Raw genomic sequence first — 24,896 nt, 5'->3', positions numbered from 1 at the left:
ACTCCCTCCCGTGACGCGGGCGATGCGGAGCGTCAGCCCTTGTGGCCGCCTCCGGCTCCCCACGACGAGCCGAATACCTGCTGCGTCATCGCCGGCCGCAGGCGCTGCTCCATCTCGCGGTCCACGAAGTAGGCCTTGAGTGTATCTTTCGTGAGTTCGTTGCCGATCGCCGCCATGATCATCGACTGATCGAGCGAGAGGTAGCGGTCGGCGATCGTGCCGCTGTGCACCGCGACGGCGTCGTAGAACCCGCCGGGGCCGTACGCGCCCAGCTCGTCCTCGATGCCCTCCAGGTTCTTCAGCGCACCTTTGCGGTCGTAGGGCAGGGCCAGGAATGCCGCGTGCGGCGTCACCACCCCGTCGCCGAACTCCGGCGCGGGGTTCGTACCGGTCGCGCACCCGGGGCGATCGATGTCGACATCCGTCTTCTCGGCATCCGAGGTGTAGCCGTCCGACCGCATACCGGCGACGTCCACCCCGTACTCGGCGTACCCGCCGAACGGGTCGCTCGCGGGCGAGAATCCCCAGTAGCCATAACCGGCCTCCTCGAGTCCGTGCTGCTTCTGCACGGCGACCGTGATCGGGTGGTTCAGCTTCCACGACCGCGGACCCCACTTGGTCTCCGGCACGAGGAGGTCGGGCATCAGCGACTCGAACATGCTCCCACCCCAGCTCGGCACGAACGACATCCCGTCGTACGAGTACGTGCCCTCCCAGACCTCGACGCCGTCGTAGGTGCGGACCTCGCCCTGCGGCAGCTGCTCCTGCCAGGCCCAGTCGCAGCCAGGAGGCATGGTGCGGTGCGTGCCGTACAGCGCCGTGGCCGGGATCTGCCCGTTCGCGATGCCGAGGTAGGTCGCGATCCGGCTCTCGCTGACGGTCGTGTCGTAGTGGTGGCAGGTGTAGTACGCGGTCTCCCCCGATCCGTTGTACATCGGAGCCTCGACACTGCAGTCCGGCGGTGCCGCATCCCAGAATCCGCCGCGATTCGTGCCGGCAGGAAGACCTGCCGCACCCTCGGGGTCGAAGAACGCCGCGAAGTCCATCGAGTCGTACAGGGCGTCGGCCTCTGTCGCGAGCTCCGGTTCCGCCTCGCGGACGATGCGCAGCGCTGCGGCGAGCCAGCCGTTGTCGACCGTGCTGAGGAACGGATGCACCGGGTCGCCGGAGTCCGGCCAGGTGGTGAGCTTCTCGCCCGTCGTCGGGGAGTACCAGTTGTAGAACATGCCGCTCGCCTCGTTCCGCTCCAGGTTCGCGAGAGTGTCGAGGGTGGTCGACAGACGAGAGCTCGCCTCGTCGTCGCTGATGATCCCGACATCGCGAGCAGTGACGGTCGACCACAGGTATCCGCCGATGTTCGTCGGCGAGGTGTAGGCGCCAGGCGTCTGGAGGTCACCGGTGATGTTGTCCGACGGCAGTCCGGTCTGCTCGTCGGTCGTCGCGTCCAGGGATCGCCAGGTATCCGCTGCCCAGCGGTTCAGCTCCGCCGTGCCAGGTCGTCCCCCGCCGGCCGCTGCGGGCCCGGCGAGCCCCACTGCTGATACGACGAGTCCGATCGCCGCCAGCGTGTTCATCCATCGCTTCATCGTGTCTCCTCATCGAGAACGGCGCTGCCGATCGCAGCGCTCCGACACGCGAAAACCTAACACCCGTTCGATGTTGGATCAACCCCCGCTGATGCAGCGTCGATGCCGCCCGACGCGTCTCAGCGCGGCGCGTGCGCGTCCAGGAACTCGTACACGTCGGTGGTGTCCACCCCGGGGAAGGCCCCGGTCGGCAGTGTGGCGAGCAGCGTCCTGGGCGTCTTCACGTTCGGCCAGGAGTTCTCGCGCCAGCGCCCTTCGAGCTCGGCCGGCGCCCGTCGGCAGCACACCTCGACCGAGTGCTTCGAGACGCCGCGGTGCGGGGTGTCACGACCGACGAACCAGCGGGTGTCGTCGAAGCGCACGCCCACACTGACCGAGTGCAGCCCCTCGCTCGACGCCTCGACCCGCGCCGTGCACCAGTAGGTGCCGTTGCCCGTGTCGGTGTACTGGTAGTACGGGTTGAACCGGTCGTCCTCGTCGAACACGACCCTGCTCGTCCAGCGACGGCAGCACATCTGGCCCTCGATGGATCCCAGCCGGTCGGTGGGGAAGTTCACGTCGTCGTTCTCGTACGCCTTGGTGATGGTGCCGGACTCGTGCACCTTGAGGAAGTGCACCGGGATGTCGAGGTGGCGCGTCGCGAGGTTGGTGAACCGGTGGGCCGCGGTCTCGTACGACACCGAGTAGGCGTCGCGCAGATCCTCGATCGAAATGGCCTTGCGTGCCTTCGCGTCCTTCAGCGCGGGGACGACATGGGCCTCGGGGATCAGCAGCGCGCCGGTGAGGTAGTTCGTCTCCACACGCTGGCGGAGGAACTCGGCGTAGCTGCGCGGCTCGGCGTGACCGAGGATCCGACTCGACAGCGCCTGCAGCACAGCGGTCCTGGCGTCGCCCTTCGCCGGCACGCTGCTCGACAGGTACAGACGGCCGTTCGCGAGATCCGCGACGCTGCGGGTGGTCTGCGGCAGATCGGGCGCGTAGTGCAGGGTGAAGCCGAGGTGCGCGGCGATCTCCGACGCCGTCCGCTGCGTGAGGGGCCCGCCGGGGTGCCCGACGGCGGCGAGGATCTCCGCCGCCTTGGCCTCGAGGTCGGCGAAGTGATTGTCCTGACGGCGCATCAGATGGCGCAGTTCGACGTTGGCCCTCCGCGCCTCCTCCGGCGTCGCCGCGCGCTCGTCCTTGAGCCGATCGATCTCGCCGTGCAGAGCGAGCAGCGCCTTGAGGGCATCCGTCGGCATGCTCTTCGCGATCCGGAACGGCTCGATGCCGAGCGCCTGGAACGTCTGCCCCTTCATGGCCCGTTCGAGGGCGATCTCGATCGCGCTGCGCTCGTCCAGAGGCTCCCCCTCGAGGAGGGCGTCGATCGTGACGCCCAGCGCTCGGGCGATCGCCTGCAGCTGCGTCAGCTTCGGCTCGCGCTTGCCCGTCTCGATCATCGACAGCTGACTGGGTGCCCGATCGACGGCGGCGGCGAGGTCATCGAGGGTCATGCCGCGCGCGGTGCGCAGCTGGCGGATGCGGCGGCCGATCGTGAGAGCGTCGGCGTCTTCTTCGACGGCAGGGGTGGTCATGCGGCCGATTCTGTCACAGAAACAGAATTTCACGCGATCTTCACCCCGGGATCGGTCATCGCGGGCCTGGAACTTCACGCACAGTGGGAACACGCCACCGGGCTTCACGGTCCGGGCATCCAACGGAGGAGACACCATGACGAACACCGCTCAGAACCAGACCCCACGCCCCGCCGGCCTGCGTGCCGGTGACCAGGTTCAGACGGCCGCCGAGCTCCGGGAGATCTGGGAGACGGATCCCCGCTGGGACGGCGTCGAGCGCACCTACACGGCAGAGGACGTCATCCGCATCCGGGGCTCCGTCCGTGAGGATGCGACGCTCGCGCACCGCGGAGCCGAGAACCTGTGGAACCTCCTGCACACCGAGGACTACGTCCGGGCGCTCGGCGCCTACACCGGCGGGCAGGCCGTGCAGCAGGTGCGGGCCGGCCTCAAGGCCATCTACCTGTCGGGATGGCAGGTCGCCGCCGACGGCAACCTCGCCGGCCAGACCTATCCCGACCAGTCGCTCTACCCCGCGAACTCGGTGCCGGCGGTCGTGCGCCGCATCAACAACGCCCTGATCCGTCAGGACCAGCTCGAGCATGCGGAGGGCGACGTCACCCAGGACTGGCTGGCTCCGATCGTCGCCGACGCCGAGGCCGGCTTCGGCGGACCGCTCAACGCATACGAGCTCGCGCAGTCCCTGATCCAGGCCGGGGCGGCCGCGATCCACTGGGAGGACCAGCTCGCCAGCGAGAAGAAGTGCGGTCACCTCGGCGGCAAGGTGCTGGTGCCCACGCAGCAGCACATCCGCACGCTCAACGCCGCACGTCTCGCAGCCGACGTGGCCGGCGTCCCGACGGTGATCATCGCCAGGACGGATGCTCTGGCCGCCGACCTGCTCACCAGCGACGTCGACGAGCGCGATCAGCGGTTCACCACCGGCGAGCGCACGCCCGAGGGCTTCTACCGCATCCGCCCCGGCATCGAGTCGGTCATCAGTCGCGGGCTCGCGTTCGCCCCGTACGCCGACCTGCTGTGGGTCGAGACGGGTGAGCCCGACATCGAGCTGGCTCGCGATTTCGCCGCAGCGATCCATGCCGAGTTCCCGGGCAAGCTGCTCGCCTACAACTGCTCACCGAGCTTCAACTGGAAGCGCCACCTGTCGGACGCCGAGATCGCGACGTTCCAGCAGGAGCTGGCTGACCTGGGCTACAGGTTCCAGTTCATCACGCTCGCCGGCTTCCACGCCGTCAACCACTCCATGTTCGACCTCGCCCGCGGCTACGCCGAACGCGCCATGAGCGCGTACGTCGAGCTGCAGGAGGCCGAGTTCGCCGCCGAGGCGAACGGGTACACCGCCACCAAGCACCAGCGCGAGGCGGGCACCGGCTACTTCGACGTCATCTCGACCGCGCTCAACCCCGACAGCGCGACCCTCGCCCTCGCCGGCTCCACCGAAGCCGCGCAGTTCCACTGAACCTCTTGTGAAGGACACACGATCATGACCACTCCCACCGCACCCCCGACCACGGCTCCCATCCAGACGACGCAGCAGGGCCCCGCTCTCACCGTCGCCGGGCCCCTGCGCGACCGCTACGACGAGGTCCTCACCCCCGAGGCGATCGCGTTCCTCACCGAGCTGCACCACCGGTTCGCCTCACGCCGTCACGATCGGCTCGCCGACCGGCTGCGCCGTCGATTCGAGATCGGCAACGGCCACGACCCGCGATTCCGCGACGACACCGCGCACATCCGTGCGGATGCCGAGTGGCGGGTCGCCGGCGCAGGGCCTGGGCTCGAGGACCGACGTGTCGAGATCACCGGACCGACGGATCCGAAGATGACGATCAATGCCCTCAACTCCGGTGCTCGGGTGTGGCTCGCCGACCAGGAGGACGCCACGAGCCCCACCTGGAAGAACGTCATCGAGGGCCAGCTCTCGCTGCGCGACGCCATCCGCGACCAGCTCACCTTCACCTCCCCCGAGGGCAAGGAGTACCGCGTCACCGCCGAGCGCACGCCGACGATCGTGATGCGTCCCCGCGGGTGGCACCTGCCGGAGAAGCACCTGCAGTTCACCGATCGGGCAGGGCGCCGCACCGCGGCATCCGGTTCGCTCGTCGACTTCGGGCTCTACTTCTTCCACAACGCGCAGGAGCTCATCGCGAACGGCCGGGGTCCCTACTTCTACCTCGCCAAGATCGAGTCGAGCGAGGAGGCGAAGCTCTGGGACGACGTGTTCTCGTTCAGCGAGGAGTACGTCGGGATCCCGCACGGCACGATCCGCGCGACCGTCCTCATCGAGACGCTGCCCGCCGCCTTCGAGATGGACGAGATCCTCTTCGAGCTGCGCGATCACTGTGCAGGCCTGAACGCCGGACGCTGGGACTACATCTTCTCGATCATCAAGAACTACCGCGGCCGTGGCGCACGCTTCGTGCTCCCCGACCGCAGCGAGGTCACGATGACGGTGCCGTTCATGCGGTCGTACACCGAGCTGCTCGTGCAGACCTGCCACAAGCGGGGCGCCTACGCGATCGGCGGCATGAGCGCCTTCATCCCGAACCGCCGTGACCCTGAGGTCACGGCGAGGGCGATCGAGAAGGTGACGGCCGACAAGAAGCGAGAGGCCGGCGACGGCTTCGACGGCACCTGGGTGGCGCATCCCGACCTGATCCCGACGGCCCAGGCCGAGTTCGACGCCGTGCTCGGCGAGCGGCCGAACCAGATCGACCGCACCCGCCCTGAGGTCATGGTGACCGCGTCGCAGCTGCTCGACCTGCACATCGGTCGACCGATCACCGCCCGGGGGGTGCGCGGCAACGTCTCGGTGGCGATCCGGTACCTGGAGGCCTGGTTGCGAGGACTCGGCGCCGTGGCGATCGACGACCTGATGGAGGATGCCGCGACGGCCGAGATCAGCCGTTCGCAGGTGTGGCAGTGGATCCACCAGGACCGCTCCACCGAGGACGGCACGGCCATCACGGCGGAGTTCGTGGAAGGCCTGATCTCGGAGGTGCTCGACGAGGTCGACCGTCACCAGGGCGATCGCTTCGACGACGCGGCATCCGTGTTCCGCGAGGTCGCGCTGCAGGAGGAGTTCCCCGCCTTCCTGACGCTCGGCGCCTACAGCCGGTTCCTCGTCGAAGAGGGTTGAGCGCCCGGCGGGGCCCGCGGGGGCATCGGCATCCGCAGGGCCCGTGGTCGTGTGCGGGCGTAGCCTGGAATCATGAGTGACGTCTGGTCCGACCTGGCTTCCGAGTTCCTGCACCTGTATCCGCGAGGGCGTCGCCTCGTCGCGGTCTCCGGAGCGGATGCCGAGCGCTCGCGCCGCGCCGCCGATGATCTCGCGGCGGCTCTCACCGCCGCGGACCAACAGGTCGAACGCGGGCACGTCGATGACGAGGACGAGGCCGCGCTGCGCGCCGACATCATCGCGCCGTTCCGCGCCGCCGACGCGCCGACGATCCTTGTCGTCTCGGGGCCCGAGATGCTCGTGGCCCCGACGGCCCGTGGCCTCTGGAACTTCATCGTCTGGCAGCTGGCCGGCGATGAGCCGCCCCACTCGATCGCGAGTGCTCTCGTCGACCTCACGGATCCCGACAACGCGACCCGCCGCTTCGCCGACTACTGCGCGCTGCCGTCGTCGTTCGGCGCCTGACCGACGAACGCCGCCGCCCGCGCGCCCGAGCTTCCGGACCGGCGATCCGCCGGTCCGGAAGCCCCGACGGGCCGGCGTCTCGAGGCCCGCGGACCCGTCATCACCTGCCGTCGTGGCCCGCCTGGGGGCGCGGGCAGGTTCAGAGTAGAGACGCTCGGGACCGGGGAGAAGCGCCGCAGCGGCATCTGTCACCGCCCGCGCGCACTCCGGCACTCAGCGTCGAGGATGGCACGCTATTCGCGATCGCACGTCACCGGGCGCGCGGACCGTCGGATACCGGGGCACCGGACTGCTCGTCGCTGAGCAGCATCGCCTCCGCCAGCCGCGGCGGCCGGAAGCTCGCGGCGTGGCGGAAGGCGCGCGGACTCACGCCGATGTGGCGGGAGAACTGCGCGCGCAGCGCGGCGGCATCCGTGAAACCCGAGCGCGTCGCCACCGTCGCCAGGTCCTGGGCCGGCAGGATCAGCAGCTCCTCCCGTGCGGTCGCCAGTCGCCGGCGTGACAGCCGCCCCGCGACGCTCTCCTCGGTTCCCGCGAAGAGCCGGAACAGCTGCCGTCGACTCATGTGCAGGTCGGCCGCGAGCTCCTCGATGCCGAACGACGCGTCCCTGTGACGTCTCTCGATGATCTTCCCCGCCTCGGCGCGAAGCTCGCTCGCGCGATCCGCCTCGCCGTCTGCCGGGAACTGTCGGAAGAGTCCCCGCACCAGTGCGAGCAGGGCCGCCTCCGTGCCGGCGATCGCTCCTGGTCCCTGATCGGGATCCTTCGCCCATTCGAACAGCATCCGCCCCAGTGCCGCACCGGCCGCCCTCGTCAGAGGGGTGTCGGGGAACAGCTCGGCTCCGCGGGCGAGCACGCTGGTGTATCCGGGAAGAGCGGCGATTGGTACGACGACGCCCGTAGTGTCGCTCACCCCGAGATGCTCGACGACGGAGGCACCGAGGCTCGACATGAAGCCCATCCGCCCGACACTCAGGAACTGCGCGCCCGTCGCCGTGTGCAATCGCTCACCGCCCTGATTGGCCATGCCGACGATGACGATGTCCTCGTCCGCCTCGTCGCCCCGCTCGTACGTGACCGTATGCGGGGTCTGCAGGGTGCTGTAGAGCATCGTGGCTCCGATCGAACGCCGCAGCAGGGCCGCTTCGAATGCGTCGGGATCATGCGCCTTCATCGTGCCGAAGTTCGACAGCTGGAGCATCCCGACCTGGCCTTCGAGCCTCAGGACCTCCTCCGTGAACCAGGCGGGCACCGTCGCACCGGCCGGGTCGTCACCGACTCTCGTCCAGAGCCCGCCTGAGAGGCGGGCGAGCCACGCCGCCATCTCCGCGTCGTCGAGCACCCGACCCATCGCACCCCCACCGGATGCTGACCGCTCGCTCGTCGGCCGCTCCGTTTCCGCCCTCACCCTAGGGAGGTCGTGAGAGCGCCTGCAATATATACGCTCGGCGCTCGCTCTCAGCGGAAGGATGCCGCCACGGAGTTGCGGTGGTAGTCGAACACGATGCTGGTCCTGGTCGAGGCGACGCTGCTCTGGGCCGACAGGTGCTCCAGCACGAACTCGCGCATCTCGGACGAGTCGGCGACCGCGATGTGCAGCAGGAAGTCGTCGTCTCCGCCGAGGAAGAACACCTGGATCACCTGCGGCAGCGCCCGCACGCGGTCGGCGAACTCGACGATGCTCTCACGCCGAGCGCTCGGACGCAGGCTCACGCCGATGATCGCCTGGAGGCCGGCGCCCAGCATCCGCTCGTCGACGCTCGCGTGGAAGCCGCTGATGACCCCGCGATCCACGAGCGCACGCAGCCGGGCGTGGGCCGTCGAGGGAGCGACCCCGAGCTGGCCCGCGAGCTCCGCGTTCGTCATGCGTCCGTCCCCGCTCAGGAGCTGCACGATCCGCGCATCGATCGGATCGAGAGCCGGGGCGCGAAGAGTGTTCGACGGCGGGGCTTCGGACGAGGTCTCCATGTGAACGATTATGCAGGAATCCCGTCCTCAGCGAATCTTCTTCAGGAGATCTGTCGATCGGTCGACGTTTCTGCGATTCTGGATTGCACTCGCGCAACCGTCAGATGGAGGATCGATGAAGATCGGCGTGCCCACAGAGGTCAAGAACAACGAGAACCGCACCGCCCTCACTCCGGCGGGCGCCGACCGCCTCGTGCACGAAGGCCACCGCGTGCTCGTGCAATCGGGCGCGGGCGTCGGCTCGGGCATCTCCGACGACGACTACCGCACCGCCGGTGCCGAGATCGTCGACACGGCGGCCGAGGCCTGGGGCGAGGCGGAGCTCGTGATCAAGGTCAAGGAGCCGATCGCCCAGGAGTACGGCTTCCTGCGGCCCGATCTCACCCTGTTCACCTACCTGCACCTCGCCGCCGATCGGGCCCTCACCACGGCGCTCGTCGATGCGGGCACCACCGCCGTCGCCTACGAGACCGTGCAGCTGCCCGACCGCAGCCTGCCGCTGCTCGTGCCGATGAGCGAGATCGCCGGGCGCCTCTCGGTCACGATGGGCTCGTACTCGCTGATGCGCTCCGCCGGCGGTCGCGGCGTGCTGCTCGGCGGCATCGCCGGCACCCCGCGCGCCAAGACGGTCGTGATCGGCGGCGGCGTCGCCGGAGAGCACGCGGCCGCGAATGCACTCGGTCTCGGCTCGCAGGTGACCGTGATCGACATCTCCCTCCCCCGACTGCGCGAGCTCGAGCACCGCTACGGCGGCGCCCTGCAGACCAGGGCGTCGAGCCGATACGACATCGCCGAGGAGCTGGCGAGCGCCGACCTCGTGATCGGCTCGGTGCTGATCCCCGGTGCCGCCGCACCGAAGCTGGTCACCGACGACATGGTCGCCGCGATGAAGCCGGGTTCGGTGCTCGTGGACATCGCGATCGACCAGGGCGGATGCTTCGAGGGATCGCGTCCGACCACGCACGACGACCCCACGTTCGCGGTGCACGACTCGATCTACTACTGCGTCGCCAACATGCCGGGTGCCGTGCCGGAGACGGCCACCCGCGCCCTCACCAACGCCACCCTCCCCTACGTGTCGGCGATCGCCGGCAAGGGCTGGGATGCCGCGGCCTCCGCCGATGCGGCACTGGCGAAGGGGCTCAACGTCCGTGACGGACGGATCACGCTGGATGCCGTCGCCCGCGCTCACGGCTTCGACGCGGTCTGAGCGATTCGGCCGCGAGCGCCCGCGTGAGCACCTGACCGCTCGATAAGAACCTCGCTTCTTGTCGGCGACACGCCCGGCAGGACCCGGGGCCTCCCGGGTACGCTCGTACTCGTGACCGAACGCGCTCCTCTCTCTCGCAAACTGTCCGCCATCGCCGAATCGGCGACCCTGAAGGTCGATGCGAAGGCGAAGGCCCTCAAGGCCGAAGGCAAGCCCGTCATCTCGTATGCCGCCGGCGAGCCCGATTTCGCGACGCCGCAGTTCATCGTGGATGCGGCCGCCGAGGCGCTGGCCGACCCCGCGAGCTACCGGTACACCCCCGCTCCCGGCCTCCCGGCCCTGCGTGAGGCGATCGCCGCGAAGACGCTGCGCGACTCCGGGCTCGATGTCTCCCCCAGCCAGGTGATCGTGACCAACGGCGGCAAGCAGTCGGTCTACCAGGCCTTCCAGGCCGTCGTGAACCCGGGCGACGAGGTGCTGCTGCCCGCGCCGTACTGGACCACGTACCCCGAGGCGATCCGCCTCGCCGACGGCACCCCGGTCGAGGTCTTCGCCGGCGCCGACCAGGAGTACAAGGTCACGGTCGAGCAGCTCGAGGCCGCCCGCACCGAGCGCACGACCGTGCTCGTGTTCGTCTCCCCCTCGAACCCGACCGGATCCGTCTACACCGCCGAGGAGACCAGAGCCATCGGCGAGTGGGCGCTCGAGCACGGCATCTGGGTGATCTCGGACGAGATTTACCAGAACCTCACGTACGAGGGCACGACGGCCACCTCGATCGTCGCGGCGGTTCCCGATCTCGCCGGCCAGACGATCCTCGTCAACGGAGTGGCGAAGACCTACGCGATGACGGGCTGGCGGGTGGGCTGGATGGTCGGCCCCGCCGACGCGATCAAGATCGCCGGCAACCTGCAGTCGCACCTCTCGAGCAATGTCAACAACGTCGCGCAGAAGGCGGCGATCGCGGCGCTCAACGGCCCCCAGACCGAGGCCGAGCAGTTCCGCGAGGCCTTCGACCGTCGCCGCCGCCTCATCGTCTCCGAGCTGTCGAAGATCGACGGCCTCGTCGTACCCAACCCGCTCGGCGCCTTCTACGTCTACCCCGACGTGCAGGGGCTGCTCGGACGCACCTGGGGAGGGGTGACGCCGACCACGTCGCTCGAGCTCGCCGACCTCATCCTCGATCAGGCCGAGGTCGCCGTCGTGCCGGGAGAGGCCTTCGGCCCCTCCGGCTACATCCGCATGTCGTACGCGCTCGGAGACGACCAGCTCCTCGAGGGCGTGCAGCGGTTGCAGCGGCTGTTCTCCTGAGTCCGACGCGACTCAGTCCTCGTCGTGGAATCCGATGAGCCAGCGGATTCCGTAGCGGTCGACGAGCGTGCCGTCATAGTCGCCCCAGGGGCGCTTCTGCAGCGCATCGATGACGCGCCCCTGCACGGCGAGCCGGTCGAACCAGCTGGTGAGCGTCGAGGCGTCCGCGGTGCCCAGCAGCGAGAGGAACATGCCGTTCATCTGCACGGCGTCGTCGTCCGCACCGGCATCCGCTCCTGCCAGCTCGACCGGACCCGACAGCTGCCCGTGCGCGATCGCGTCACCAGGACCGTCGTGACGCCCGGCGTGCGCGTAGTCGAGGAGCTGCAGGTCGCCGCCGAAGACCGAGCGATAGTGCTCGAGCGCCTCCGCGGCGTTGCCGGGGAACAGCAGGTACGGGATCAGTCCGCTCATGCCGCGAGTGTACGGCGAACCGACGGGGTTGTCAGTCCGGGACGGCGCTGCGGTAGCGGCGCGGCTTCCCCTCGCCCAGGTCGATCGGCCGTGCGACCTGCCGTACGGTCAGCGGCTGTCCGAGCAGGGCGTGCAGGGCGAGGCGGATCGCGTCGAGGTCGCCGGCGACGATCGTCGCGCTGACCTCGCCGTCGGAGTCCTGCTCGATCGACCAGCCCTCCGCGCCATGGGACTGGAGCTGCTGGGTCACCTCGACACACGGCACGAGAGTGCCGTCCGCCCCCCGGAAACGCGTGTTGTCCCTGCCTTCGAGGTCGGCGATGCCCCGCGTGCCGTCGGGGAACGTCACCAGACGGCCGTGGTCGCCGGTGCGGTAGCGCACCAGAGGCAGGAGCGGGTTCTCCCCCGCCGTCACGACGATCTCGCCCATCGCTCCGGGCGGGACCGCGACGTCCCGCCGCGGGTCCAGCACCTCGACGTGCACCCGGCGGTCGAGGATCCGGAACGGACCGTCGTCGGTGCGCGCCGCGATCGGGCGCGTCTCGTGCAGGCCGTAGACGTCGATGACCGGGCAGGCGAGGGCGGCCTCCAGCCGCGCCCGCAGTGGAGCGGACAGCGCCATCGCCCCGGAGAAGACGACCGCGGGATGCAGCACGTCATCGAGCCCGGCATCCAGCAGCTCGGCCAGGCTCGTCGGGTGCCCGCTGAGGATCTGCGGGTCGGCGTCGGCGAGGAAGCGGGTACGGGCGGCAGGTGCCGGCCAGGCGGATGGATGCAGGTTGAGGCGCGCCATCGCGCGGTGCGCGAAGCTCGAGATCACCGACGCATACGTGAACGCCTGCCGTTGGAAGACGAGGTTGACGAGCGCCATCCGCTCTCCGACCGCGACGACGGTGGCTCCGGCGCGCTCGGCGAGGCTCAGGAGCAGGTGGAAGCCGCGAGCGACCTCCTCGACGTCGTCCGGGATCAGCAGGGCGGCGCCGGTCGAGCCGGAGCTCGTGCCGTGGAGCATGCGGGAGAGGTCCGCGTCGAGGGGGACGAACGCCGCCAGATCCTCGACGAGGTCGGAGCGGGAGATCGTGGGATGGTCCTCGAGTGCCGCACCCGCAGGCATCCCGCGATACCGCAGTGTGCGGCGCGCCGCAGCGAGGTGCTCGTCGAGCCAGCCGGCGGTGGCGAGCGGACGGCGGACCCGCTCCACCTGCTCCGCTGTCAGCCTGTCGCCCGTGGCATGGGTCCAGTGCGGGGCGTCGGGATGCGAGCGCCAGCGCGACAGCCGCGCCGACCCCTCGCGATCGATCGTCGGCCAGCGCTCGGCATCCGACAGCACCGCGGCCTCCCCCGGCGCGTACTCGGCGAGCGCCAGCGCGCCCGCGAGGTCCGGGTCACTCACTGGAGTACCGCGCCGCTGCCTCCTTGCGGCGGGCCTCCTGGAGCTTGCGAGCGATGTCCGCCCGATGCCGGTGCCCCTCATACGCCTCGGCCAGCGCCCGGTCGCGGGCGAGCGAGTCGCAGGCGGCGAGCAGCGAGGAGGCCGTCGCGGCATCCTCGCCCGCGGGGAGGAACCCGCACCACAGCAGGAACGTGCGTGCGGCCTCGATCCGTCTCTCATCGTCGGAGGTCCACGCCGACGGCGCTGCCACCGGGGCGACCCGAAGTGCCAGGGCGTCGACGGCGAGGGCCGTCCATCCGGTCGAGAGCGCCGGTTCGAAGGGCTCGAGCAGTCCCTCGCTCGCCGCGAGCCAGAGCCCGATCGCGGCCCCCTGACGAACCCGCGGGTCGTCGTCGAAACGCTGCGCTGCGAGCTGCACGCCGAGGATGTCTCCGGCGAGCGCCCGCAGCGCGATCCGCTCGTCGAGGAACTCCTGAGGGATGCCGGAGATGCGCGCCGCGACCGCGTCGAGCCGGGGTCCCGGTCGTGCGCGCGCCCAGGCTTCGGCTTCACCGCCCGAGCGCTCGCTCCAGGCTGCGAGCAGCGCCTCCGTCTCAGCCATGCAGAGTCTCCGCCAACGCCGCGCAGGCTCCGGGGGCATCGGCCATGGTGCGCAGATACACCACGTCGTAGCCGTCGCGCTCGGCGAGCTGCGCCACCTGGTGCCGAGGGTCCATGAGCACGAGCGTACCGGTGGTCAGCACCTGGCGAACGGCCTTCGCGACGCCCGAGTACGGCTCGTTGCCGACGCCGAACATCGACACGAGGCCGTCGTCGGAGAGCACCACGACATGACGCTGCGCATCGTCGGCGGGCGGAAGGCCGGCATAGCGCGACGCGTACAGATCGAGCGGGAAGGAGGTGGAGCGGCCGAAGAAGAGCGAAACCGCGGCGATGATCTCGGAGGGGTTCCGGCCGAAGCGGGACATGCCGGCGACCTCGCCCGTGCCAGAGAAGCTGGTGACGCGCACCCGGCCGCCGCCGCGCAGGATCGACAGCGCGAGGATCGTCGCCGCGAGGACCGCGGGTGAGCCGTTGCGCGGATGGGTCATCGAGCCGGAGGAGTCGATGTACAGGTCGAGCTCGAGACTCGTCTCCTGCACGAGCGGTTCGTCGTCGAGCTCCGAGCGTCGACGCGTGGTGACCCCGGGGATGACCGCACCCGAGCGCATCGTCAGCGGCCAGTCGACGTCAGCCAGCGCGTCGCCCACCTCCCACAGCTCGACGGGACCGGGGATGCCGCCGGTCGGCGTCGAGGGCGCCTGACGGGTATAGGGGCGCACCCACGCTGCGGCCTCGTTGCGGTACCAGGCGGCGAGCACGGCATCCTCTCCACTCTCGCTGTAGAGCTGCAGCGTGCGGGCGATCGTCAGGGTCTGCCCGGCGCTCCCGTCGTCTGCGGCCTGGTCGTCGTCGCCGCTCCCCGCGTCGGCGTCCCCGACTGCGCCAGGATGCCGAGGCAGGTCCCCGCGGAGCCGTTGATCGGCCAGGATGCGACCGAGCTCGTCCGCGGTGGCCGGGGCATCGTCGACCCCGCATCCGCTCGTGGCGCTGCTGCCTCGCCCGCCGCCCTTCGGGGTATCGCCGACCCCACCGGCGCCGTCGTGCTCCGCGAGGTACGGCGCCGCGATCACACCGAACAGAGCGGCTCCCGAGACCGGGTCGGCGGAGAAGGAGCGGACGGCATCGGCGACGAGAGCGGCGTCCACCGCGGGGTTCGTCGCGGTCGCCCCCGCGAGTTCGGCGGCCACACGTGCGCTCTCGGCGCGCGCCGCCCGCAGCAGCCGCTCCTGCTCCCGGTGCTTCTCCGGGATGCGGCTGAGCGGCACCTCGGTCGATTCGACGCGCGCCCGCACCGGCCGTGCCGGAGGCCGGGCGGCGCACAGGGTGCCGGTCGGCAGTTGCCACAGCAGTTCGTATGCGCGGCAGTACACCCACCAGAGGCGGTCGGTGCTCCCCTCGGGGACCGGGTACAGCGCGCGTCCGAGGCGGACGACGCCCAGGTCGGCCGTGGGCACGTGGTCGGGCGCCCGCTCCGCCCGCTGGAGCTGGGCGAGTCTCGTGTTCACGAGCAGATCGCACCACAGGTTCGACAGCCGCCGCGCCCCGTCGCCGGCATCCCGCCGCGGTGCGGCGACCGCGATCGCCCTGGCCATCTGGTGATCGATCTTGAGCGAATCGATCCGGGTGCTGGGGGCCAGCACGTGGTGACCGATCTCGTGCGCGAACATGCTCCACAGCTCGTCGGCGAGCCCGTGATCGGCGAGGTAGCGAGGATCCACGGTCACCGACGGAGGGAAGGCGAACCAGGCGGGCGCGCCCTGGCGCGCAGCGGCGCCGGGTCGGATCGCGGGATCCTCCAGTCGGACCCGCCACAGCCCGAGCGCTCGCTCCCAGGCGGAGCGAGCCTGATCCGACAGCGGCACACGGTCGGGCAGGCGGGTCATCCCTGCTCCCGCACATGCACCCAGGCGAGGTGCGTGTCCGGTCCGATGACGACACTCACGCCGTCGTCGCGAGCGGGTGACGGCGAAGGCTCCTCCGGGAGCGACGAGAGCCGAGCACCCCACACGTCGCTGTCCAGGCGCCACCACGTGTCCGAGACCAGGAGAGCGAAGGCGCCGTCGTCTGCCAGACGCTCCACTCGCTCCGGCGGCCGGATCCAGGCACCGCCGATGCCGCGGAAGCCGCCGACGGCGAGCACATACCCGCGCTGCTCCGCGCGCCCCGGCCACCAGTACCGGTCGGTCCGCTGGCGTCGTCGGAACTCCTCGAGCACATCCAGCTCAAGGCCGAGCGTCGCCGCCGCCGCGGTCAGACCGGGCGCGGTGTCGACCGCGTCGAGGCGACGGAGAGCATCCGCCCTGAGCGCCAGAGCACCCGATCTCCACGCCGCGATCGCGACGAGGGCGAGGGCGCGCTCCCGCTCCGTCGCCGCGGCGGGGTCCGTCGCGACGCCCGCGGCGAGCGCGTGAGCGAACAGCACAGGGTCACCGTGAGCCGCTCGCACGGAGGCGGCGGCCAGTGCGGCATCCAGTCCCGCGGCGGACAGATCGGGGAGGTCGGCCGGGGTGAAGGGCGCCGCGATGTTCGCGAGCTGCACGGGCAGACGGTTCACCCGCGCAGCTCCTGCCAGCGCACATAGGCGGTGTACCGCTGGTGGAGGTACTTCAGCGCGATCACGTCGTCGAAGTCGCGTCCGTAGAGCTTGCCGACCGTGGCGATGCGGCGCAGCTGCGCCTCGACCGCTGTGATGCGCCGAGAGGCCTCCAGCGCCGAGACGCCGTCGAGTCCACGATCGAACTCCGCGAGCAGGGCCGCCACGGCGTCGTCGGCGTCACGCCCCAGGGCGTCGTACTGGCGGCAGGACTGCGTGAACAGGTCGGCCAGCCAGCTCACCGTGTCGGTGCTGAGCTCGGGTTCGGCGCCGACGTCGAACCGTGGGTGGGTGCTGTGCGGCAGGAGCTTGCCGCGGAGCACGAAGGGCAGCACCGCCGCGACATCGTCGAGCTCGACCGCGTCCATGCCCCGGAACCAGGCCATCGCCTTCGCGTACAGGATGAGCGTCTGCAGTGCTCGGACCGACAGGCCGTTGCGAGTCTGCGCGCCGAGATCGACTTCGAGGTCGGCACCGCTGTTCGCCTCAATGACATCGCCGACACGGCCGCCGGCCGTCGTGACGACATCCTTCGTCCGATACTCGAACCGGCGTCCGCCGTGCTGCACGAACTCGAAGTGGCTGAGGAAGAACCGCAGCCGATCGCGCACCGCATCCGGGATCGGGACCGCGCGGATCCGCGCGCGCATCTCGGACTGCTGCGCGGCGTCGAAGGCGAGTTCCGTCGGCACGTGCTCCTCCGGCTTCTCCCCCGCCTCGACGCGGGTGATCAGCTCGTCGAAGAAGCGGCTGTTGAAGCCCGCCGCCTGCACCGTGACGTCCATCCGATCGCGGAGCGCCTGGATGACGGGGAACGTCCCACCACCCGCGTCGTCGTTGGCGGTGAAGAACCAGCTCTCGACGCCGCCGTCGGGCGCCGTGCGTCGCATCTGGTCGTGGCTCTCGACGTATCCCTCCGCCACCATCGTCAGCAGCGCGGACTGCGTCTTGGTGGGGATGCGGTTGTACTCGTCGATGATCTTCACGGGGAGACCGAGCCAGTCCCGCCAGGCGATGCGGATGTCGGCGAGGCGTTCGGCGCCGACGAGGTCGCGCGGAAGCGGGATGCCGACGAGATCGCTCACCGTGAGCTGTGGCTGTCCCTGCTGCACCGCTCGTCGCACGTCCTCGGACGACGTGCCCGCGAGCACGCCCATCAGCACGGCGACGGTCGTCTTGCCGCGTCCCGGTCCGCCGATCAGCAGGCACTTCCCGCCGACCGCGAAGGTGAGCAGCGGCACGAGGACGTTCGAGGAGAACGAGGCCTGGGTCGGCAGCGAGACCGTCGCCCCCGCGTCGCCGAGGCCGATCGACAGCGGCTCGCCGTGCGAGAACTCCATGTCGTAGTAGGGCGAGATCACCGCGCGGTTGACGATCCAGTAGTAGACCTGTCGGAGCTTCTCGTCGAGAGGCACGGTCGCGCGTGCGGCCGGGCGGAACAGGTCCTCGGCGGTCAAGTCCTCGACGCCGTGACCGCTGCCGGGGTTCGTGGGAGATGCGGAGACTCGGTTCCAGCGGTCGGGCATGCGATCATCCTAACGATCTCGTCCGCGCGTCCGACTGGAGCGCACGCTGCTCGTCGAGGGGCCTCGCCTCCAGCGGCACCGCGAACCGCAGCCGCTCGGCGAGCAGCGGGGCGAGAGCGGATGCGGCCGCCTCGACACGTGCCGGCACGTCACCGCGCACCTCGAGCCACGGCACGTCCTGCGCCGCGAGCACGGCTCGGAACCGCTGCTGCATGTCGTGGCGGATGTGCTCGCCGTCGCGCATGCCGTCCTGCTCGAAGGGGATCTCGTCCCCGGTCAGCACATACAGGAGCGGACGGTGCGCGGCCGCCGCATCGAACAGCCGCCGAGCCGGGTGACCGACGTAGCGCTCGTGCCACAGCGCCGTCGCCAGCACGTCGGTGTCGCACACGAGCACCGGCACCGGCACCTCCCGGAGCGCCCGCCGCTCGAGGTCGATCTGCCGGTCGACGATCACGTCGAACTCGTCGCTGCGCCAGGGGGCGGTCAAGCCGCCCTCCCGGGTCACGGAGTGCTCGCGGCCGTACTCCGGCACCCACAGCGTGCCGAGGTGCGCCGCGAGCGCTGCGGCGAGGGTCGTCGAGCCCGTCGACTCGGCGCCCAGCACCACGACCCTGGAGGTGAGCCAGGCCCGCACGGCCGGGGCCAGCTCGTGCCAGTGCCCGGCGACGTCGCCGCGGATCGCGGTCCCGGAGACGGGGTTGATCCGGCGTCCCTCGTCGATCCGCACCCACCGCGCGCCGAGTCGCCTGGCCAGCTCGCCGCCGTAGGCGTCGCACGAGAACACCGTGTCGACGGGGCTGTCGAGCAGCGACGCGATCAGCGCCATGTGCTCGTCCCAGGCCGACTCCGAGTCGAAGTCGACCGGGGCATCGTCCATCGCCGCGACCACTGTCGTGCCCGGGTGGGACTCGCGGATCCAGGCCGCACGGACGTCGAGCGGTATCGACTCGACCGATGCTCCCAGCACCTGGACGGTGACCCTGTCGCTCGCACGCTGGGCTGAGCGGATCAGGTGGGAGTGACCGCTGTGGAAGGGATAGAACTTGCCGAGGACGAGTCCGTGCCCGAGTCGCTGCCCGCTCATGCTCGTCCTTTCACGCCTGCGCCCTCACGCCCGGATGACGGATGCCGCGGCACCCGCCTCGAGATCAGCGGCCGCCGCCCGACGCCAGGAGCGGTATCCGATCACGCAGAGCCCGATGAAGAGCGTGTAGAGCGCAGCGATGACCCACAGCCCCGCCGCGACGGACAGTCCGACGAACGCGATGTCGACCGCGATCCAGACGAACCAGTTCTCGATCCACTTGCGATTCAGCATGTACTGCGCCACGAGGCTCACGGCGGTCGTGGCGGCGTCGGCGATCGCGACCTGCGAGTCAGTGAACGTCAGGAGCACCCAGACGAGCACGGCCGTCCCGACGAGCGCGGCGGCGATCAGCCACGTCCACGCGCGGCGAGGAGTGCTCACGACGTAGGTGCGACTCTGCTCGACACCGTGCGTCCACCGCCACCAGCCGTGCACCCCCATGAGCAGGTACACCACCTGCAGCACCGCGGTCGCATACAGTCCCGCGCCGATGAAGACGACGAACAGCACCACGTTGTTGGCGATGCCGATCGGGTAGTTCGCGACGTGGCGTCGGCCTGCGAGCCAGACGCACACGGCGCCGGTGACGAAACCGAGGACCTGCGGCCACTCGGCCTGGAGCCAGTCGAGCATCGCCGGCTAGAGCTCGACGCCCAGCAGCACCGGTTCAGGCTGCAGCACGAGGCCGAACTCCGAGTGCACGCGGCTCTGGATGAAGCGGGCGAGCTCGGAGACCTCGGCCGCCGTCGCACCGCCCCGATTGGTGAGGGCGAGGGCGTGCTTGGTCGAGACCGAGGCGCGCGACCGCGGGAGCTTGAACCCCTTGCGGATCCCGGCCTGCTCGATCAGCCACGCGGCGCTCACCTTCACATCGGGCGCTTCCGGCTTCACGGCGGGCACGAAGCCGTCGTACGAGGCGAGAGGGATCACCGTCACGGCGTCGAGGTCGGGAGTCACCGGCCACCGAGGGCACTCCGGCGGCAGCGACCGCGCCACGATCTCCGGCACGATCGCGTTCTGGAAGAAGGAGCCGACGCCGTGGGTGTCGGGGTCGTGCTCATCGAGCAGCATCCCCTTCGACGCGCGCGTGGCGAGGATGCGCTCGCGCACCCACGTGAGCGGCACCGGTGCGTCGGAGTCGAGACCGAGTGCTCTGCGCAGCTGCTCGCCGCGCACGACGCGCTCGCTCGCGACCACGAGGTCGACCGTGACGGAGAGGATGACGGCCCGACGCTGCGGCACCCCGCCGTAGTGGTGCTTGAGCACGGAGGTCCGGAACCCCAGACCGAGCTCGGCCGCCGGGACGACCGAGATCTCGCCCGTCGCCTCGTCGATCAGCTCGACCTCGACCAGCGTCTCCTGGATCTCCTGGCCGTACGCCCCGATGTTCTGCACGGGTGAGGCGCCGACGGTCCCGGGGATGCCGCTCATGGCCTCGAGGCCCGCGTACCCGTGCTCGACGGCGTAGGCGACCAGGTCGTCCCAGCCGTGCCCCGCCTGCACGCGCAGCCGCACGCGACCGTCGTGCGGGGACGGCAGCTCTTCGATGCCCTGGGTGAGGATGCGGATGACGGTGCCCTCGAACGGCTCGTCGCCGACGAACAGGTTCGAGCCGCCGCCCAGGACGAGCCATTCGTCGCCGCGCGACCACACCTCGGTGAGCGCGTCGACGAGCTCTGCCGTGGTCGAGGCCTCGAGCATGCGCTCCGGTGCGCCGCCCGTGCGCAGGGTCGTCAGAGTCGAGAGCCGGATCGGCTCGACCTCGTGCACCGCGCCGCCCATCAGGAGGCGATGCGCAGCTGCGCCTTGACCAGGACGGTCGTCTCGTCGAACGTCACCTTGAGGTCGACGCGCGTGGAGGCGTCATCGACGGCGCCCACGGTCGCGACCACATGCAGGTCAGCTCCGTCGACCGGGTCGACCACCACCGGCTTGGTGAAGCGCACTCCGTAGTCGAGGATCCGCGTGCCCGGCTCGAGGGCTGCGACGACCACCGACGAGGCGATGCCCATGGTCAGCATGCCGTGGGCGAGCACGCCGGGGAGACCGACCGACGCTGCCACGTCGTCGCGGTAGTGGATGGGGTTGAAGTCGCCGGACGCACCGGCGTATCGCACGAGGGACTCGCGCGTGAGGTGGACGGTGCGCTCTGCGACGACGTCTCCGACGGCGAACGGCATCACTCGGCTCCTTCTTCGGCGCCGACCAGCAGCACGCTGGTGGCGGTCACGACGTGCTCGCCCGCGGCATCCACGATCTCGGCCGCGCTGGTGATCATCGCGTTGCCGCCCATCATCCGGATGCCGGTGACGCTGAGCCGACCGGTGAGCTCGTCCCCGGCGACGATCGGCCGCGAGTACGTGAACTTCTGCTCGGCGTGGATGGTCCGCGCCAGCACGATGCCCGAGTCGGGTTCTGCGAGCAGCTGCTGGAGCGTCTGGTCCTGGATCACCATCGCGAACGTCGGTGGAGCGACCACGTCGTCGAAGCCTGCGGCACGCGCGGCGTCGACGTCGGTGTGCTGCGGGGCGTCGGCGAAGACGGCGCGAGCGAACTCGCGCACCTTCTCACGGCCGACGAGGTACGGGGCCGTCGGCGGGAACGCCCGGCCGACCAGTTCTTGATTCACTGCCACCCCTCGATCCTACCGAGGGCCTGCGACAGGTCCGCCCTCAGTCCTTCTTCTTGCGCCCCTTGATCGCCTTCATCGCCATCTGCACCGCGATCACCACGAGATATGCCGCGAACAGCATGTTGCCGACGAGCGGGTCGATCAGCGTGGCCAGCCACGCGCCGAGTGCGGTCGTCGTGCAGGCCGACACCCCGACGATCGCCGCTGCCCGCAGGTCGACGTTGTGATTGCGCAGGTTCCCGATCGTCCCCGAGATCGCCGTGGGGATCATCATCAGCAGCGAGGTGCCCTTGGCCACCAGGTCGCTGGTGCCGAATGCCAGCATGAGGACCGGCACGACGATCACGCCGCCGCCCACGCCGATGAGACCTGCGAGGATGCCGGTGCCGACGCCGACCACGAGCAGGGCGAGCCCGTTCAGCAGCTGCAGCTCGAACTCTGCGTCGCGCGACGGGACGACGAGGAACAGGCTGATGATCACGATCACGAGGAAGCCGACGAAGAACCAGCGCAGCACCGTCTGCGAGATCCTCGGCAGCAGTCGGGTGCCGATCTGCGCCCCCACCACGGCGCCCGCCGCGAGGATCAGTGCAGGGATCCACGCGACCGCGCCGTTCACCGCGTAGGAGATGACGCCGACCGTGGCCGTCGGCACGATCGCGGCGAGCGAGGTGCCGGCGCCGAGGCGCTGGTTGAAGTGCAGGAAGAGCACGAGGAGCGGCACGATGACCGTGCCGCCGCCGACGCCGAAGAGGCCGGAGAGGAGGCCGGCGATCAGGCCGATCCCGATGAAGGCGGTGTAGGCGCGAGGCCCTCTGCTCAGGGTCTCGGCATCGGTCACCGGTTCAGCCTACTCTCGGACGACCCCCGACTCGGACTGCGGACGAACCCCTGGGACTGGGTATCGAGTTGTGCGACACTGGATCGCATCGGACGTCGTCGTCCTCGGCCGGATCGAAGGAGATCTCATGGTGCGCAGTTCCTATCCCGGTGTCGAGATCCCCGCGGTCTCGATCCACGAGTTCCTGTTCGGCGACGTGGATGAGGATCGTCTCGACGCGGTCGCCCTCATCGACGGCGTCAGTGGCGCGACCACGACCTACCGGCAGCTGATCGGGCAGATCGACCTCTTCGCCGGCGCTCTCGCCGCGCGCGGAGTGGGCGTGGGCACGAAGGTCGGCATCCTGTGCCCGAACGTCCCCGCCTTCGCGACGGTCTTCCACGGGGTGCTGCGGGCCGGCGCCACGGCCACCACCATCAATTCGCTGTACACCCCGGACGAGATCGCGAACCAGCTGACGGATGCCGACGCCGACTGGCTGATCACGGTGTCACCGCTCCTACCCGGAGCGAAGGTCGCTGCCGCCAGCCGAGGTATCGCGGACGATCACCTGATCGTGCTGGACGGCGCGGACGGTCATCCGTCACTGCCCGCGCTCCTCGGCGAAGGACACCACGCCCCCGAGGTGGCATTCGATCCGGCGACGCATCTGGCCGTCCTCCCGTATTCGTCCGGCACCACCGGGCGCCCCAAGGGTGTGATGCTGACCCACCGCAACCTCATCGCCAACGTGAGCCAGTGCCGGTCCACGATCTCGCTCGGCGACGACGACCGTGTGCTCGCCGTGCTGCCGTTCTTCCACATCTACGGCATGACCGTTCTCCTGAACTTCGCACTGCGCCAGCGCGCCGCGCTCGTCACGATGCCGAAGTTCGACCTGACCGAGTTCCTTCGCGTCGTGCAGGACCACCACACCACCTGGGTGTTCATCGCTCCCCCCATCGCGGTGGCGCTCGCGAAGCATCCGCTCGTCGATCAGTTCGACACGTCGTCGATCAAGGTCATCTTCTCGGGTGCCGCTCCGCTCGACGGCGCCCTCGCCACAGCCGTCGCCACGCGCCTGGACTGCACGGTCTGCCAGGGGTACGGCATGACCGAGACCAGCCCCGTCACGCATGCGATCCCCTACGACCGCCCCGACATCGACCGCTCGTCGGTGGGTCTGCTCCTCGCCGACACCGAAGCCCGCCTGATCGGCGAGGACGGAGCCGATGTCGAGGTGCCGGCGGAGGGTGCGAGCACGCCGGGCGAACTCCTCATCCGCGGTCCCCAGGTCATGCAGGGCTATCTCAACCGCCCTGACGCCACAGCCGACATGCTCGACGCCGACGGATGGCTGCATACCGGAGACGTCGCGACGGTCACCCACGACGGCATCTTCCGCATCGTCGACCGGCTGAAGGAGCTCATCAAGTACAAGGGCTACCAGGTCGCGCCGGCTGTGCTCGAGGCCGTGCTGCTCGAGCATCCCGCCATCGCCGATGCGGCCGTCATCGGCGCACTCGACGACGACGGGCAGGAGGTGCCCAAGGCGTTCGTCGTGGTGCAGTCGGGCGCGGAGCTCGACGCGGATGCGGTGATGGCGCATGTCGCGGGGCACGTCGCCCCGCACGAGAAGGTGCGTCAGGTGGAGTTCATCGACGCGATCCCGAAGTCGGCCTCCGGCAAGATCCTCCGCAAGGATCTGCGCGCCGGGTCCTGACGTCGCGGCCCGCACGCGAAGAAGCCCGCCATCCTCTCGGATGACGGGCTTCTTCGAGTGAGCGAGGTGCTTACTCGGACTTCTTCTCGACAGCGTCCTCGGCGGCAGCCTCGGCTGCCTCACCCTCGGCCTGCGACTCGGCACCGGCGGACTCCTCGGCGGGAGCCTCCTCAGCGGGTGCCTCCTCGGCCGGAGCCTCCTCGACGACCTCGGCCGGCTTCTCAGCCTTGGCAGCCTTCTTGGTGGACTTCGCCTTCGGGGTGACGGGCTCGAGGACGAGCTCGATCACGGCCATCGGAGCGTTGTCGCCCTTGCGGTTGCCGACCTTGGTGATGCGGGTGTAGCCGCCGTCGCGGTCAGCGACCAGCGGTGCGATCTCGGCGAACAGGGTGTGCACGACATCCTTGTCACCGATGACCGAGAGAACGCGACGACGAGCGTGCAGGTCTCCGCGCTTGGCGAAGGTGATCAGGCGCTCGGCGAGCGGACGAAGGCGCTTGGCCTTGGTCTCGGTCGTCTTGATCGACTTGTGGGTGTACAGGGCCGCCGCGAGGTTGGCAAGCAGCAGGCGCTCGTGGGCGGGGCCGCCTCCGAGGCGGGGACCCTTGGTGGGCTTGGGCATATCTAGCTCCTGGTCAGGAAAGGTCGGTCAGCTGGCCGATGCCAGATGACAATCCGGGTGGGTCAGAAGGACTCGTCTTCGCTGCCGCCGTAGAAGTGGGCGCCGTCGAAACCGGGCACCGAATCCTTGAGCGACAGACCGAGCGAGATGAGCTTGTCGCGCACCTCGTCGACCGACTTCTGGCCGAA

General features: G+C 70.0%; 23 protein-coding genes and 1 pseudogene. 6 read left to right on the top strand and 18 right to left on the bottom strand.

The window, feature by feature from the left end:
- Nucleotides 1-32 precede the first annotated feature (32 nt).
- Entirely contained in the window at nucleotides 33-1,586 is a 1,554-nt protein-coding gene (locus ACESK8_RS14515) for a glucoamylase family protein (RefSeq protein ID WP_372969259.1), read from the bottom strand.
- Between the two features lie 119 nt (nucleotides 1,587-1,705).
- On the bottom strand, nucleotides 1,706-3,157 hold the full coding sequence (locus ACESK8_RS14510) for a helix-turn-helix domain-containing protein (RefSeq protein ID WP_372969258.1): 1,452 nt from the start codon (nucleotides 3,155-3,157) through the stop codon (nucleotides 1,706-1,708).
- Nucleotides 3,158-3,293: 136 nt separating this feature from the next.
- Between ACESK8_RS14510 and aceA the strand changes: the two genes are divergently transcribed.
- From aceA to ACESK8_RS14495, 3 genes are all read left to right on the top strand, one after another.
- Nucleotides 3,294-4,619, top strand: a complete 1,326-nt coding sequence (gene aceA / locus ACESK8_RS14505; protein ID WP_372969257.1) for an isocitrate lyase — start codon at nucleotides 3,294-3,296, stop codon at nucleotides 4,617-4,619.
- A 24-nt stretch (nucleotides 4,620-4,643) separates the two neighbouring features.
- Nucleotides 4,644-6,299, top strand: coding sequence for a malate synthase A (gene aceB / locus ACESK8_RS14500; RefSeq protein WP_372969256.1), 1,656 nt, complete (start codon nucleotides 4,644-4,646; stop codon nucleotides 6,297-6,299).
- A 72-nt stretch (nucleotides 6,300-6,371) separates the two neighbouring features.
- Entirely contained in the window at nucleotides 6,372-6,803 is a 432-nt protein-coding gene (locus ACESK8_RS14495) for a hypothetical protein (protein WP_372969255.1), read from the top strand.
- Between the two features lie 250 nt (nucleotides 6,804-7,053).
- On the opposite strand, the gene ACESK8_RS14490 is transcribed toward ACESK8_RS14495, so the two are convergent.
- Complete coding sequence (locus ACESK8_RS14490; protein ID WP_372969254.1) at nucleotides 7,054-8,154, bottom strand: helix-turn-helix domain-containing protein; 1,101 nt, start codon at nucleotides 8,152-8,154, stop codon at nucleotides 7,054-7,056.
- Nucleotides 8,155-8,261: 107 nt separating this feature from the next.
- A complete protein-coding gene (locus ACESK8_RS14485; protein ID WP_372969253.1) occupies nucleotides 8,262-8,771 on the bottom strand; it encodes an Lrp/AsnC family transcriptional regulator in 510 nt (169 codons plus the stop codon).
- A 115-nt stretch (nucleotides 8,772-8,886) separates the two neighbouring features.
- Between ACESK8_RS14485 and ald the strand changes: the two genes are divergently transcribed.
- Nucleotides 8,887-9,981 (top strand): alanine dehydrogenase, encoded by a 1,095-nt coding sequence (ald, locus tag ACESK8_RS14480; RefSeq protein WP_372969252.1) that lies wholly within the window; start codon nucleotides 8,887-8,889, stop codon nucleotides 9,979-9,981.
- Nucleotides 9,982-10,092: 111 nt separating this feature from the next.
- Nucleotides 10,093-11,292 (top strand): pyridoxal phosphate-dependent aminotransferase, encoded by a 1,200-nt coding sequence (locus ACESK8_RS14475; RefSeq protein ID WP_372969251.1) that lies wholly within the window; start codon nucleotides 10,093-10,095, stop codon nucleotides 11,290-11,292.
- A 12-nt stretch (nucleotides 11,293-11,304) separates the two neighbouring features.
- On the opposite strand, the gene ACESK8_RS14470 is transcribed toward ACESK8_RS14475, so the two are convergent.
- The 12 genes from ACESK8_RS14470 to ACESK8_RS14415 are packed head-to-tail and all read right to left on the bottom strand — an operon-like array spanning nucleotide 11,305 to nucleotide 22,384.
- Entirely contained in the window at nucleotides 11,305-11,706 is a 402-nt protein-coding gene (locus ACESK8_RS14470) for a glyoxalase/bleomycin resistance/extradiol dioxygenase family protein (RefSeq protein ID WP_060928518.1), read from the bottom strand.
- A gap of 31 nt (nucleotides 11,707-11,737) precedes the next feature.
- Entirely contained in the window at nucleotides 11,738-13,099 is a 1,362-nt protein-coding gene (locus tag ACESK8_RS14465; RefSeq protein ID WP_372969250.1) for an AMP-binding protein, read from the bottom strand.
- On the bottom strand, nucleotides 13,092-13,700 hold the full coding sequence (locus ACESK8_RS14460) for a phosphohydrolase (protein ID WP_372969249.1): 609 nt from the start codon (nucleotides 13,698-13,700) through the stop codon (nucleotides 13,092-13,094). Before ACESK8_RS14460 ends, ACESK8_RS14465 begins: the two co-directional genes overlap by 8 nt.
- A complete protein-coding gene (locus ACESK8_RS14455) occupies nucleotides 13,693-15,585 on the bottom strand; it encodes a VWA domain-containing protein (protein ID WP_372969248.1) in 1,893 nt (630 codons plus the stop codon). The genes ACESK8_RS14460 and ACESK8_RS14455 overlap by 8 nt, the downstream gene beginning before the upstream one ends.
- Nucleotides 15,582-16,256 (bottom strand): potassium transporter Kef, encoded by a 675-nt coding sequence (locus tag ACESK8_RS14450; RefSeq protein ID WP_372969247.1) that lies wholly within the window; start codon nucleotides 16,254-16,256, stop codon nucleotides 15,582-15,584. Before ACESK8_RS14450 ends, ACESK8_RS14455 begins: the two co-directional genes overlap by 4 nt.
- Nucleotides 16,253-17,821 (bottom strand): AAA family ATPase, encoded by a 1,569-nt coding sequence (locus ACESK8_RS14445; protein ID WP_372969246.1) that lies wholly within the window; start codon nucleotides 17,819-17,821, stop codon nucleotides 16,253-16,255. Before ACESK8_RS14445 ends, ACESK8_RS14450 begins: the two co-directional genes overlap by 4 nt.
- A 4-nt stretch (nucleotides 17,822-17,825) precedes the next feature.
- Nucleotides 17,826-18,908, bottom strand: a complete 1,083-nt coding sequence (locus ACESK8_RS14440; RefSeq protein ID WP_372969245.1) for an AAA family ATPase — start codon at nucleotides 18,906-18,908, stop codon at nucleotides 17,826-17,828.
- Nucleotides 18,909-18,932: 24 nt separating this feature from the next.
- The gene (pnuC, locus tag ACESK8_RS14435; protein ID WP_372969244.1) at nucleotides 18,933-19,544 is read right to left on the bottom strand and encodes a nicotinamide riboside transporter PnuC; all 612 of its coding nucleotides are present in this window, start codon (nucleotides 19,542-19,544) and stop codon (nucleotides 18,933-18,935) included.
- Nucleotides 19,545-19,550: 6 nt separating this feature from the next.
- Complete coding sequence (locus ACESK8_RS14430) at nucleotides 19,551-20,681, bottom strand: UDP-N-acetylmuramate dehydrogenase (RefSeq protein WP_372969271.1); 1,131 nt, start codon at nucleotides 20,679-20,681, stop codon at nucleotides 19,551-19,553.
- Nucleotides 20,682-20,692: 11 nt separating this feature from the next.
- Entirely contained in the window at nucleotides 20,693-21,091 is a 399-nt protein-coding gene (locus tag ACESK8_RS14425) for a MaoC/PaaZ C-terminal domain-containing protein (protein WP_372969243.1), read from the bottom strand.
- Nucleotides 21,091-21,546 (bottom strand): MaoC family dehydratase N-terminal domain-containing protein, encoded by a 456-nt coding sequence (locus ACESK8_RS14420; protein ID WP_060927218.1) that lies wholly within the window; start codon nucleotides 21,544-21,546, stop codon nucleotides 21,091-21,093. The genes ACESK8_RS14425 and ACESK8_RS14420 overlap by 1 nt, the downstream gene beginning before the upstream one ends.
- 37 nt (nucleotides 21,547-21,583) lie before the next feature.
- The gene (locus ACESK8_RS14415; RefSeq protein WP_372969242.1) at nucleotides 21,584-22,384 is read right to left on the bottom strand and encodes a sulfite exporter TauE/SafE family protein; all 801 of its coding nucleotides are present in this window, start codon (nucleotides 22,382-22,384) and stop codon (nucleotides 21,584-21,586) included.
- A 127-nt stretch (nucleotides 22,385-22,511) separates the two neighbouring features.
- Between ACESK8_RS14415 and ACESK8_RS14410 the strand changes: the two genes are divergently transcribed.
- Nucleotides 22,512-24,086 (top strand): AMP-binding protein, encoded by a 1,575-nt coding sequence (locus ACESK8_RS14410; RefSeq protein WP_372969241.1) that lies wholly within the window; start codon nucleotides 22,512-22,514, stop codon nucleotides 24,084-24,086.
- Between the two features lie 70 nt (nucleotides 24,087-24,156).
- On the opposite strand, the gene rplQ is transcribed toward ACESK8_RS14410, so the two are convergent.
- Nucleotides 24,157-24,708, bottom strand: a complete 552-nt coding sequence (gene rplQ, locus ACESK8_RS14405; RefSeq protein ID WP_372969240.1) for a 50S ribosomal protein L17 — start codon at nucleotides 24,706-24,708, stop codon at nucleotides 24,157-24,159.
- 62 nt (nucleotides 24,709-24,770) lie between these two features.
- Nucleotides 24,771-24,896 (bottom strand): annotated as a pseudogene (locus ACESK8_RS14400) (DNA-directed RNA polymerase subunit alpha); the annotation flags it as partial.

This window comes from Microbacterium sp. (genome assembly GCF_041641055.1).
In the GTDB taxonomy this organism is placed as follows: Bacteria; Actinomycetota; Actinomycetes; order Actinomycetales; family Microbacteriaceae; genus Microbacterium.
Note: the sequence above shows the minus strand (reverse complement) of the source record. Positions and strands in the feature narration are given on the sequence as shown.